The organism is Haladaptatus sp. AB643 (genome assembly GCF_024136975.1).
In the GTDB taxonomy this organism is placed as follows: Archaea; Halobacteriota; Halobacteria; order Halobacteriales; family Haladaptataceae; genus Haladaptatus.
In genome coordinates this window covers 125,473-137,707 of sequence record NZ_JAMYJW010000008.1, presented here as the reverse complement: position 1 = coordinate 137,707, position 12,235 = coordinate 125,473, and the positions used below count along the sequence as shown (strand labels likewise).

The following is a 12,235-nucleotide window of genomic DNA, read 5'->3' as shown; positions in this document are numbered from 1 at the left end:
CGGATGAAAGCGGCGAGGTAAACGACCGTCAGTCGAGGTCTATCGACACGCGCTCGCCGCTCCGGGCCGACTCGTAGGCCGCTTCGGTGAGCGCGGTTACGGCGTACGCGTCCCGTGCGGTCGCTGGCGGCGTCGCTCCGCTCTCGATGCAGTCGATGAAGACGGCCGCCTTCTCGTCGCTCAACTTGTGGTCGATGTACGGGACGATGTCCGTGCTGTCGGCACGGATTTCGGTCAACTGCCGGGGTTCCCACTGTCGTCCTTCGAGGTAGACGGCACCGTCGTCGTCCCAGATGTGGATGTGCTCGCGGACGCACGGCGCGTCGCTAAACACCGAAATACTCGCCGAGGCACCGTTCTCGAACTCGACGGTTAGCTGAGCACACTCGTCCACCCGGTCCTCGTCGTCGGCGAAGGTCATGTTCGCCTGGACGGAGGTGGGCGTCAGGCCCGTCGTCCAGAGGACAGCGTCGACGAGGTGGCTTCCCGTATCGTAGAGGTTTCCCCCGCCCGAGAGGTCGGGGTCGGTTCGCCACGCGTCCTCGAACCGGGAGATCCAGTTCTGCGTGATTTCCGCGGTGATGAAGTTCGGCGACAGATCGGTTTCGGCCCATCGCTCGCGCGCCTTGACGAACGCCTCGTTCAGGTGCCGCTGGTAGCCGACCATCAGCACTTGATCCTCGGCCGCCTCGCTCCGCTGAACGACTTCGCGGGCCTTCTCGCGGTCGGTCGTGAGCGGCTTGTCACAGAGGACGTGAAGCCCCTGGTCCAGCGCGTCCATGATCTGTTCGTAGTGGAAGACGTGCGGCGTCCCGATGAGCACCGCGTCCAGTTCCTCCTCGTCGAGCATCGCCTCGTGGCTTTCGTAGCGCGCGCCTTGGCCGACGTAGAGGGCGTTTCCTGCTTCCTCCCGCGCCGCCTCGCTCACGTCCGCGATGGCGACGACGGTCGAACGTGGATCCTCCTCGAACGCACGGCCGACGGTCGTTCCGATGAATCCGCCGCCGATGACGCCGACGCGTACCTTCTCCGACTGTGGTGAATGTCCTGACATAATTTACTCCGTTTTGAAGAAATCTGTACGACCCGTGGATAGGAAGGGTCATGACTTATCTTTCATGGCAGTTTGAGCGACAGATTTCCCGCCGGTGTTCACAGCCACGATAGAAAATTCGCGTCGAAACGGAATCCCACGTTCTCACACCGGCATCGGTCCGCTCGGTCCGGGACCCGACGGATACCAGCCGTCAGCCATCTCGTAGATGGCGACGCCGTCGTTCTCGAACACGAGATGATACTGCGGCGACGACTGCATCGTTGACAGCATCATCGACGGTTGGGTGTGTCGCATGCCGCGAATCGTGTACGTTCCCTTCGGCACGTAGATGTACTGCGGGTGAACGTCCATCCGCATCAGTTTGCTCGTCAGCGCCGCGGCGGTGTGGCTCCGGGATAACGTCCGGAAGTGATGTAACTGATAGCGATACTGCTGATGGCCCTTCCACTCGACGCCCCACGGCCCGACGGCGATGGTCCTGTGTGTCTGCTGTGGGAACCACTCCGCCGCGTCGCCGAGGACCACGAACTGCGCCGACGGGTCGGTGTTCGTGCTGGCCCACGACATCGCCTCCACGTCGTTGTTATCGACGAACCCCGGCAGCGACGGACTGCCAGCGTGAGCGTTCAGTCCGCCCGTCGCGTACAACATCCCGCCGCTGAGGCCGATGGTGGCGAGCAACACGACCGAGAAGGTGACGATTTCGTTCCGACCGACGGACGCCGATTTCCGGATCCATCGAAGGATGCCCTCGAAGATAAACCGGGCGCTGATGAGCGCCCCGATGAGGAAGACGAATCGAGCCTCGTCCATCGTCGCCATGATGACGACCAGCCACGCGGGGAGGAAGTACTCCTTCCGCCAGACGAGCCAGAGACACCCGACGACGGGGAGCAAGTGCCACACCGAGAGGAACGGTGGCTCGTGTATCTGCTGCCTGAGGAGCGCGTACAACGCAGGAACCGCACCGCCGAGGCCGCCGTGGGTTCCGGCCGCGCCGCTGAAGACGGACGAACCGTGCATGGCGATGACCGACAACCACCACGGTGCCGTGAGGACGAGGCCGCCGAGACCGACGATCAAGCCGTACCCCATCCCGCGAAGCGACCTGTCGAACCGCACGTAGAGCAGGAGAAAACTGATGACGAAGAAGATGGTGTACATCGGGTGAGTGAGCACGGTGAGCGTGAACGCGATCAATGCGGGCGCGAGCCATCGTTCATCCCCGTCACGGAAGAGGTGTAATCCGGCATATATTCCCACCAGCGAGAACAGCATCGCCGGGGCTCGAACGATGCCACCGGACGAGATGTGCCACTGGAGTACTGGCGGGCTGACGGCGACGATGAGCGTCGCGAGCGACGCTTGCGGGCGCGAACCGAACAGGTCTCGCGCAAGGAAGTAGAGCGGGACGAGATAAGCGACCGAAACCAATCCGGGGAGAAACCGTGCGATGGTGAACGCATCCAGATGCGTCACGTTCTGGAGCAGAGCCACCACGTAGAACATGAACGGCGGGTACGCGAACGGGACGCCAGCGGGGGTGTAATTCGGAATCGTCTTCGGCAGAACGTAGCCGTTGGTCTGTATTTGTTCGGCGATGTGAAAGTACAGTCCGGCACCGAACGACCCGTACGGATGTGTCCCGATGTAGAAATACAGCACACAGACACCGGCTAAAAGCGCGGGAATGAGCCATGGCAACTCGTAGCTCAACCCTCGCGATTCCTGCGTCGTTTTCGAATCCGTCTGATGACTAGCCATAGTGTGTAGTGGGGAGCGACCGCTCCGAAGCGGAGGAGCGGCCGGGTTCTCGTTCGGAGAAAACTATCGCAGGATTCACTCTTTGTTATCCAGTGGCTATCCGTGAGATAGCAAGCAATACCTACGATGAAGGGAAGGTAGGTACGGGTTCCGTACTGGGTAACGCGCTGTTGTGAGGCGACCGATTTTCCGAACGAACGGCAAAAAAACAGTTCGCTCCGTCGCGGTCGTTTTTGGAACTGCTGAAACAGTTCACGTGAACGGTTTGAGCGACCAAGGCCGCCCAAACATCTTCTCCCAGCGATCCAACACACCCGTCTCACTCGTAGCGGAGCGCGTCGATGGGGTTCGTGTGGGACGCGTCCCACGCCGGATAGATTCCCGCGACGATGCCGACGAAGACGCCGACCACCACCGCGATTCCGAACCACTCCACCCGGAAGGTGAGCGGAAGTCCGATGAGTTGTGCGGCGACGTAGCCGCCCAGGTACCCGACGAGCGCACCCAACGCGGACCCGAACATGCCGAGGAGTATCGCCTCGAACAGGAACAACTGGAGGACGTCGGCGCTCTGTGCGCCGACGGCTTTCATGATCCCGATTTCGCGGGTCCGCTCGGTCACGCTCACCAGCATGATGTTCGCGATGCCGATGGCACCGACGATGAGCGAGATCAGGGCGATGCCGGAGATGTACGCCGTGAACGTGTCGCTAACCCGTTTGACCTGATTGACGAGTTCCTCCTGTGTCGTCACCTTGAACTTGTAATTCTGCGATTTCAGTTTTCGTGCGTCCGAGTGCTCCCCGAGGTACGTGTAGACGCGGCCCTGGACCGCATCCACGCGGGCGGGGTCGTTCGAGAGCACGAGGATGCGACCGTACACCCGCTGCGTGCTGTTCGTTGCCGGACTGTTCACCGTTCGCTGATAGAAGGGATCGGTCGGCGCGAAAATCCGCGGTGTCGGGCCGCTGCTGATACCCAACGTGCTTTCGCCCGAGGCCTTCACGACTCCCGTCACCGTCGCGTTTATCTGTTGACCGGTAGCCGCACGGGTAACGGTGATCTTGTCCCCGACGGAGACGTTGCCGTCACCGAACATTCGCGTGGCCGGTTCGTTCAGGACGACTTCACGTTTCCCGCTCCGGAACGACTTCCCGGCGACAAACTGCTGGTCCTTCACGCTGAAGTACGACGGTGACGTGACGACCACCCACTGACGGCCGACGCTCGTCCCGTTGAACGCTACCGTCGAAGCAGCCATACCACTCTCCGGAACGGCGGCTTGCACGCCGTCGAGCGACCGGATGCCATCGACATCGTGCTGAGTAAAGATCGTCTGTCCGCCAGTGCCCCCGAAGTTGGGGATACCGTTCTGACTCGGCGACTGTGCCGAAACGTACATCGTCGCCGCGTTTCCGCCCGCGACGGTGTTGACGATATCCGCCTGTAAACTCGCGCCGAGCGTGACGAACGTGATGACCGCCGCCACGCCGATGATGACGCCGAGCGTCGTCAGCGTCGAGCGGAGTTTGTGTTCGCGGATGTTCCGCCAGCTGATTCGAATGCTTTCGAGAACGTTCATCCGCCCGTGTCCGTTCTCGGCGTGTCAATTCGCGTGTCTCTCATTTTCTCGTACACCCGAAACCGTCTACGGCGTCATCCGACAAAAGTCTATGACGATAAATCCCGTCTTAACGGCCTGAAACGCAAGATTATACCGGATCCGGGGTCGTGACTTCCCGACTTATTCTCCCCGTTCACCCATATCCGTTCATTCTGACCGTCAGCACGGGTATCTTCGAGAGGCGAACGACCTTCGCGGTGACGCTCCCGAGGAGATATCGGTCGAGTCCCTTGCGCCCGTGCGTTCCCATCACGATACAGTCGATGTCGTGTTCGTCGACGTAGTCGAGGATGATCTTGTACGGGGTTCCGTGCTCTATCATCGTTTCCACGTCGATTCCCGCCTCGTTCGCCGCTGCTTCGACCTCCGCCACCGCTTCCGCACACTCCGATTCGAGTTCGTCGTAAAGGATGTCGGCACGAACGTCCGTCGGGACGATGGTCTTATCGACGACCGACAGGACGTGAATGCTCGCGCCGCACATGTCCGCGAGTTCGAGTGCTTGCTCGATGGCCCGCTCGGTGGACGGCGTTCCATCCGTGGGCAGTAAAATCCGTTCGTACATCCGGATAACACACGCCACCGAGACTCAAAGCTGTACTGGTGGGACTTGTTATGGGCCGAACATTTATGATTCCCAGTAACTGATTATCGTGGGACGAGAATCAGCCGTGTTCTAAAACCGATACTACACGAAGTTCGAAACAGGAGGTATCATGCTCGATCCGACGACCGCAAGCCGACTTCAATTCGCACTGACGACAATCGTACACATCATATTCCCCGTGATGAGCATGGGGCTCGCTCCGTTCCTCGTCTACTTCACGTGGAAGGAGGTACGGACGGGAGAAGCAATCTACGAACAACTCCGACGGTTTTGGGTACGAATATTCGCCGTCAGCTTCGTCGTTGGGACCGTCACCGGACTCGTTCTCGAGTTCGAGTTCGGGACCAACTTCGCGATGTTCGCCGCGGCGGCGGGCGACCTGTTCGGCGGGCCGTTGGCCGTCGAAGGGATGATGGCTTTCTTCCTCGAAGCGACGTTCCTCGGGATTTTCGTCTTCGGCCGGGAACGCGTTTCGGACCGTCTGTATCTGCTTTCCTCCATTCTGGTCGGACTCGGCACGTGGCTTTCGGCGGTGTGGATTCTGGTCGCCAACTCGTGGATGCAGACGCCACGCGGGTACTCGGTGGCGATGAAGGACGGACACCCAGTTATCACGCTCGTAGACCCGATCGCCGCGTACGCCAATCCGCGATTCCCGTGGATGTTCGTTCACATGCAGAACGCGGCCGTCCTCTCGGTCGCGCTGTTCATGGCCGGTGTCGCGGCGTACTACATCCGAAGCGGACGGGCCAACGACGAGCGATTCTGGCGTGCGACGCTCAAGATCGCGCTCGTCGCCATGCTGATCACCGCACCGTTGCAGGTCATTCACGGCGACGCGTACGCCCGCCACGTCGCGATCACGCAACCACAGAAGTTCGCCGCGATGGAGGCGGTGTGGGAAACCGCGTCGTACGTTCCGGAGTACATCGTCGCCTTCCCGACGTCGCTCAGCGACATCCTCAACCCACGGGCGAAGGACATCTTCGGCATCGGTATCCCCGGTGGGGCATCGTGGCTCGTGAGCGGCGGCAACTCACAGGCTCAAATCACGGGACTCAACCAGTTCCAAGGGTCTCCGCCGGTCGCCATCGTCTTCTGGTCGTTCCGCCTGATGGTCGGGTTGGGCTTCTGGTTCATCGCCCTCGCACTGTGGGGCGGGTTCCGCTGGCGGGCGGGCGAACTGTTCGAGGATAACCGCTTCCTCCGTGCACTCATCTGGTCGTCCCTGCTCGGATTCTTCGCGGTCGAGGTCGGGTGGATCGTCACCGAAGTCGGCCGTCAACCGTGGGTCGTGCAGGGCGTGATGAAGACGAGCGCTGGCGTCTCGTCCGGACTCACCGGCGGGGAAGCGACGCTGACGCTTCTCGGCTTCGTCGGCGCGTACTCGGCGCTCCTCGTCGTGTACGGATACGTCGTCCGCCGTATCATCCGGGGCGGGGCACCCGAGGTGCAACGGACACACCGCGAGACGCCCGGTCAGGAGGTGGCCGTGGATGATTGATCTCGCCAACCTCTGGTTCGCGCTCGTGTTCGTGCTCCTCGGGACGTTCCTGTTCCTTGACGGGTTCGACTTCGGCGTCGGCATGTTGTTCGCCACCCTCGACGACGAGGAGGAACGCGAGACGCTGCTGGCCGCCATCGGACCGGTTTGGGACGGTAACGAAGTATGGCTCGTCGTGTTCGGCGGGGCGCTCTTCGCCGTTTTCCCGGCCGCGTACGCCGGACTGTTCAGCCGCTACTACCTCCTGATGTTCGCCATCCTCGCGGCACTCATCCTCCGGGGAATCGCACCGGAGTTGTACGAACAGCGTTCGGACGACCGCTGGCACCGATGGTGGGGACGGGCATTCGTCGTCGGAAGTACGACGGCACCGTTCTTCCTCGGCATGTTCGCGGCCAACTGGGTGCTCGGTGCTTCGGGAATCGTCTCCATCGCTGCACTCGCCTTCGGATTGACGCTCGTCGCGCTCACGCTCGTCGAGGGGTCCGCGTACCTCGGCCTGAAGACGCGGGGCGGGTTGCGCTCCGAGATGATGCGATACGGTCGCCGTCTCTCGTTCGTGTACCTCGCGCTCGTCGTCGTTGTCATCGGCTACCTGGCATTGACACGACCGGACCTGCGTGATGCGCTCGTATCGCCGATATCGATCGTCAGCGTCGTCGTCTCCGTCCTGCTGGTCGGCGGGTTCGTCGTCGCCACGAGAGCGGAGCGGTTCCGGGCTGGATTCGTCGCCGCCGCCGGTCTCCCGTACGCGCTGGTCGCGTTCGTCGCCAACCTCCTGTATCCAGCCATCGACCCGGCCGCCGGGTTGACCGTGCAGGAAGGCGTCGTTTCGAGCCTGCCGCTCACGATGCTGACCGTCGCCGCCGCGTTCATCCTGCCGATAGTGGTGGTGTATTTCGCCGTCGTCTACTCCGTCTTCCGCGGCCCCGCCGAGCCCTCGGAGACGTACTGAGACAGAGCCGGTTCGGTAGGGAGTACCGATTGCCGGTGCACCGATGGTCGGATTCGGAACGACGGCGCGCCGTCGTTCCGTCGTATCGTGTTCTATAATCACACACGAAAAGCGAGTATAATTTGGTACCCTTTCAGGGGAACGTATTTGCGACTCAACGCGAGAGTGGCGAGTATGAACCTCGGATACGACGGAACGCGGGCGTACGTGATGGCGGCGAGCAGCGGACTGGGACGCGCGGTGGCCGAAGCGCTCGTTCGGGAGGGCGCGAACGTCGTCGTCTCGTCCCGAGACGAGGAACGGCTCGAAACGGCCGCGGAGACGATTCGGGAGGCGACGAGTTGTGACGCCGACGCCATCGACTGGGTCGTCTGTGACCTCGCCGACGAGGACTCGGTTCGGAACGCGACCGAAACCGCCATCGAGCGCCTCGGTGGGCTCGACGTGCTCGTGACGAACCACGGCGGGCCATCGACGGCACCGTTTTCCGAAACGTCCCTGTCGGCATTCGACGAGGCCTATCAGGGTATCCTTCGGAGTACGATACTCACCTGCGAGACGGCGCTTCCGGCGCTCCGCGACGGCGGCGGTGCGATCACCAACCTCGTCGCCGCCTCCGCGCTGGAACCGTCCGCGAACGGCGTCCTCGGGAACGTCTTCCGACCGGGAATCTACGGTCTCTCGAAGGTACTCGCCGAGGAGTTCGGCGCGGACGGCGTGCGCGTGAACTGCGTCTCCCCGCGCGGCGTCATGTCCGACCGGATCCAGTACAAAATCGCACAACTGGCCGAGCGGGAGGGAATCAGCGAGGAGGCGGCGAAAGAGCGTCGCACGGACGAACTGCCGCTGTCCGACATCGGAACGCCGGAGTCGTTCGCCCGCGCCGTCGCGTACATCTCCTCGCCCGCCGCCGAGTACATCACCGGCGCGACGCTGCCCGTCGATGGCGGTTGGCACCGACACGCCTTCTGAGTCGGCGTAGAATACGGGACAAAGGAGGCCGAGGAATACCGAGAGCGGACAAACCAGCCGAAGTTCGCTGGCTCGTCTCCAAACGACGATTCGATTCGTCCACGACATTCGGGAACGAGTGGCCGCGTGTTCGTATATAAAATTCGGGAATCGAGAATCGAATCGGGACGCTCAGTCTGCCGCTATCGGTCGGCCCTTGGCCTGAAACGTCGTCAGCAGGACGTAACCGATGGGGAGCATGAGAAGGCCGCCGAGGACGAACGGGAGCCAGTAAGCGACCGCCGCGTAGAGCGCGCCCGCCACGATCGGGCCGACGGCGCGGGCGATGCTGCCCGCGCTCTGGGTGAGGCCGAACGCACCGCCCTGCGTGTCCTCCGTCGCGCTCTTCGAGACGAGCGTGGTCAGCGAGACGTTCGCGAAGCCGTTACCCGCCGCGAGGGGCATGAGGATGAACAGCAGGACGAACAGCCCACCGGAAATCGGGCCGATGGAGGGGAAGTAGTTGCCGATGGCGTGGGAGAACGGGAGCGACGAGAGCGTGACGAGTTCGAGGCCGACGCCGACGAGCGCGAGCGTTCGCTCGCCGTAGCGATCCGTGAGTTTGCCGACGAGACCACCTTGCACGATGGCGATGACGACGCCGACGTAGGCGAGGACGAAGCCGTTCATCTCCGGGCCGAAGCCGTACTGCTGGTCGGTGAAGAGGACGAACATGCTCTCCATCGAGGAGAACGCCAGCGAGAGGAGGAAGAACGATGCGATGAGTCCGGCGAGTGCCGGGTTGGAGAACGACTTTGCGAGACGTTTGAGGCGTGATTCCCGGTCGTGTGATGGCGTTTCGTCGTCGGATTCCTCCTGCCGTTCGCGCGTTTCGGGGAGGACGACTGCGGCGACGACGAGATTCACGCCGCAGATGACGGCGGCGACGAAACTCGGGAGCGAGAACTGCGTTATCGGGACGAACGCGGGGAGGGACGTGCGGGCGAGCGAGAGCACGGCGTCGCTGGAGAAGATACCGCCGAGCGCCGGGCCGAACACGAAACCGAGACCGAACGCCGCGCCGATGAGACCCAGTCCCTTCGCCCGGTCCTCCGGCGGGGTGATGTCCGCGACGTACGCCTGTGCGGTGGCGATGTTGCCGCCCATCACGCCCGCGAGGATTCGGGCGGCGAACAGAAAGAGGAGGCTGTCCGCGACGCCGAACAACGTCCACGCGACGACGCTGCCGAACAGCGAGAGGAGGAGGATCGGTCGGCGGCCGCGTTCGTCGGAGAGACGGCCGAGCACGGGCGCGAAGAGGAACTGCATGAGGGAGTAGGATGCGAGCAGCAGGCCGACGACGAACTCGTTCGCCCCGAAATGTTCCGCGTACAGCGGGATGATGGGGATCAAAATCCCGAATCCGAGCAGGTCGACGAAGACGATGGCGAACACCGTCGCCAGAGCCTTGTTGAAGCCCCCGTCCGACCCGTCGGGTGAATCTTCGCTCGCCATCAGATCGCCCCCTCGAAAACCGTGTGTAGTATTCGCATCGTCACGTTGAGAAGCGCCATTGTCGGTGGTTGTTCCACACTCTTCAAATAGCTTCGGATAGAATCGGACGCTATATAATCCGATTTCGATTATGAAACCCGAAACAGACAGAGGTCGGGGGATACTCTCGCCCGCCGACCGAGCGTACTTGCTCGGCGAGGCGGCGATGGAACACGATCAGTCCAAGCGCAACGCGGAGGCGCGGATTCGCCAGCGAATCACGGACGCGATTCTCGACTTCCCGATACTCATCCACCACTTGAAGAAGAAGGACCGACGACAGGTGTTCGACCGAACGCTGGAGGACGACGGGTTCATGGACGGACTGACCGCCATGCTCTCGTTCGTCTACGTCGGGATGGAAGGGAGCGGGGCCGAGTTCTCCCACGCGCTGGAACCGGCCGTTCGAAAGGCGGAAGAGGCACACGCGGCCAAAATGCTCGGACAGGCGGTGTCGGTGGACGTGCAGTTCGACGTCGAAACGACGGTACAAACCGCCGTGGACGACGTCACGGCGGCCATCGACGCAGGCAAACCCGTCACTCCCGCGGAGTTGTTTTCCGTCATGGTGGGAAGCGACGCTCTGGACGACGTGGACGAAGTCACCCTTCAGTTGAGCGAGGACGGAGAAGAGGGTGGCCTGCTGAAGGAGGACGAGTTCGTCGCACACGTCGCGGAGTATCTCGATGCCGACTTGCGAATGCTACCGTACAACCGAGTCAAAGTCGTCGTCTGACTGCCGAAAAACGAGAGACGAAGACGAAGACGAAAGATTAGACTGCCTGTTCGGGCTGTTCTATCTCGTCGTACTTGTCCTCGAATTCCTGAATCAGCTGCCCCATCTTCGCGTACCACTCGTTCAACATCCGCTGCATGTTGTGGCACACTTCGCCGGGGTCGGTCGGTTTGTAGACGTGATAGTAGCCACCCTGGTCGTAGTTGACCTGTTCCTTTTGGATGAATCCGGACTGAAGCAGTCGTTGGATGGAACGGTAGGCAGTCGAGCGTTCGCGGTCGATGCGGTCCGCGATGTCGTCGATGGTCAACGGGTCGTCGCTCCGTATCACGACTTGATAACACTGCTTGTCGAGTTCCTTGAGTCCGTGAATACACTCCAGCAGTCCTTCACACTCCATGTCTTGCTGGAGGTATTCGGCCATCGAGTTCGCCATTATCGAGTCGAAGTAGGTAATTCGCACGTATAAGGATTTTGCATGGTTCGTGCAAAACCACGTCCTGGAAACGTGCCATTCATTCGGCGGTCACCACCGTCTGCGATTTGCGGTTGCGCAGGGAGACGAGCGCGCTGTAAACGACCGCCGCGGCGACCAGCAGCGCGGATCCGAAGATGAGCACCAAGCTCACCTTGTCGAGGATTTGGATACCGAGCACATCCCCGATTCGGTTGCTCGCGACTGCGACGCTGCCCGCGAGGAGCATGGCCGCGAAGTACCCCTTGATGTCGTCCTCGTCGGTGAGACTCGTCGCGGCCGCGCCGATGCGTGCACCGAGAGCGCTTCCCGCCAACAGCGGCACGACGACGGCGAGTTCGACGGCCCCGTTCTGTGCGTAGGAGAACGCACCGAAACCGCCGGAGATGGTGATCTGGAGCACGTCGGTCCCGACGGCGACGACGGCAGGAACGCCGAGGACGTACACCATCGCGGGCATCAGGAGGAAACCGCCGCCGACACCGAGGAAACCGGACAGGATGCCGACGAACAGCGCGATGCCGAGCGTGAGCCAAATCGATATTTCCACACCCCCGCTGATGGAAACCATCGGCGGAATCTGGAGCACGTCGAAGCGGTCCGGGAGCGACGAATCACCCCCGCCGCCACGCGCGTCACGGAGAGTGAAGAGACCGACTGCGGCCAACAGGAAGACGTAGGCGATTCCCACGACCGCATCGGCGATACCGGTCGCTTCGAGCCACAACACGACTTGCTCCCCGACCTTGATGCCAGTCGTCATGCCGACGATGAACATCAGTGCGAGTTTGTAATCGACCTGTCCGAGGTTCCGGTGGCGGAGCGCCGCGATGACCGACGTACCGAAGACGAACGCCAATCCGCTTCCGACTGCGACTTTCGCCGGATAGCCGAACACCAACAGGGCAGGTGTGACGAGGAACGACCCTCCCATGCCGAAGAACCCGAACAGGATGCCGATGATCAGCCCGAAACCGATGAAGACGGCGATGATGAGTGGGTCCACGA

Annotated in this window: 11 protein-coding genes; 4 read left to right on the top strand and 7 right to left on the bottom strand. The window is 62.0% G+C overall.

Annotated features, from left to right (window positions below):
• Positions 1-28: 28 nt before the first annotated feature.
• From NKF25_RS16245 to NKF25_RS16230, 4 genes are all read right to left on the bottom strand, one after another.
• A complete protein-coding gene (locus NKF25_RS16245) occupies positions 29-1,054 on the bottom strand; it encodes a Gfo/Idh/MocA family oxidoreductase (RefSeq protein ID WP_253227704.1) in 1,026 nt (341 codons plus the stop codon).
• A 144-nt stretch (positions 1,055-1,198) separates the two neighbouring features.
• On the bottom strand, positions 1,199-2,821 hold the full coding sequence (locus NKF25_RS16240; RefSeq protein ID WP_253227703.1) for a glycosyltransferase family 39 protein: 1,623 nt from the start codon (positions 2,819-2,821) through the stop codon (positions 1,199-1,201).
• Positions 2,822-3,140: 319 nt separating this feature from the next.
• The gene (locus NKF25_RS16235; protein ID WP_253227702.1) at positions 3,141-4,403 is read right to left on the bottom strand and encodes an ABC transporter permease; all 1,263 of its coding nucleotides are present in this window, start codon (positions 4,401-4,403) and stop codon (positions 3,141-3,143) included.
• A gap of 175 nt (positions 4,404-4,578) precedes the next feature.
• Positions 4,579-5,010 carry a universal stress protein gene (locus tag NKF25_RS16230; RefSeq protein ID WP_253227701.1) on the bottom strand — a complete coding sequence of 144 codons (432 nt, stop codon included), beginning with the start codon at positions 5,008-5,010 and terminating at the stop codon, positions 4,579-4,581.
• Positions 5,011-5,161: 151 nt separating this feature from the next.
• On the opposite strand from NKF25_RS16230, the gene NKF25_RS16225 reads away from it, so the two are divergent.
• The 3 genes from NKF25_RS16225 (at position 5,162) to NKF25_RS16215 (ending at position 8,483) form a co-directional block, all read left to right on the top strand.
• Complete coding sequence (locus NKF25_RS16225) at positions 5,162-6,556, top strand: cytochrome ubiquinol oxidase subunit I (RefSeq protein WP_253227700.1); 1,395 nt, start codon at positions 5,162-5,164, stop codon at positions 6,554-6,556.
• Positions 6,549-7,511 carry a cytochrome d ubiquinol oxidase subunit II gene (gene cydB, locus NKF25_RS16220; protein WP_253227699.1) on the top strand — a complete coding sequence of 321 codons (963 nt, stop codon included), beginning with the start codon at positions 6,549-6,551 and terminating at the stop codon, positions 7,509-7,511. The genes NKF25_RS16225 and cydB overlap by 8 nt, the downstream gene beginning before the upstream one ends.
• A 174-nt stretch (positions 7,512-7,685) precedes the next feature.
• Positions 7,686-8,483 (top strand): SDR family oxidoreductase, encoded by a 798-nt coding sequence (locus NKF25_RS16215; RefSeq protein ID WP_253227698.1) that lies wholly within the window; start codon positions 7,686-7,688, stop codon positions 8,481-8,483.
• A gap of 171 nt (positions 8,484-8,654) precedes the next feature.
• On the opposite strand, the gene NKF25_RS16210 is transcribed toward NKF25_RS16215, so the two are convergent.
• Positions 8,655-9,977: an MFS transporter gene (locus tag NKF25_RS16210; RefSeq protein ID WP_253227697.1), complete on the bottom strand. Its 1,323-nt coding sequence runs from the start codon at positions 9,975-9,977 to the stop codon at positions 8,655-8,657.
• 130 nt (positions 9,978-10,107) lie between these two features.
• On the opposite strand from NKF25_RS16210, the gene NKF25_RS16205 reads away from it, so the two are divergent.
• A complete protein-coding gene (locus tag NKF25_RS16205) occupies positions 10,108-10,752 on the top strand; it encodes a hypothetical protein (RefSeq protein ID WP_253227696.1) in 645 nt (214 codons plus the stop codon).
• 37 nt (positions 10,753-10,789) lie between these two features.
• Here the strand turns inward: NKF25_RS16205 and NKF25_RS16200 are convergent, their stop codons facing one another.
• Both NKF25_RS16200 and NKF25_RS16195 read right to left on the bottom strand, forming a co-directional pair.
• Positions 10,790-11,188 carry a helix-turn-helix domain-containing protein gene (locus NKF25_RS16200; RefSeq protein WP_066148912.1) on the bottom strand — a complete coding sequence of 133 codons (399 nt, stop codon included), beginning with the start codon at positions 11,186-11,188 and terminating at the stop codon, positions 10,790-10,792.
• A 79-nt stretch (positions 11,189-11,267) separates the two neighbouring features.
• Positions 11,268-12,233, bottom strand: a complete 966-nt coding sequence (locus tag NKF25_RS16195) for a TSUP family transporter (protein WP_253227695.1) — start codon at positions 12,231-12,233, stop codon at positions 11,268-11,270.
• Positions 12,234-12,235 lie beyond the last annotated feature (2 nt).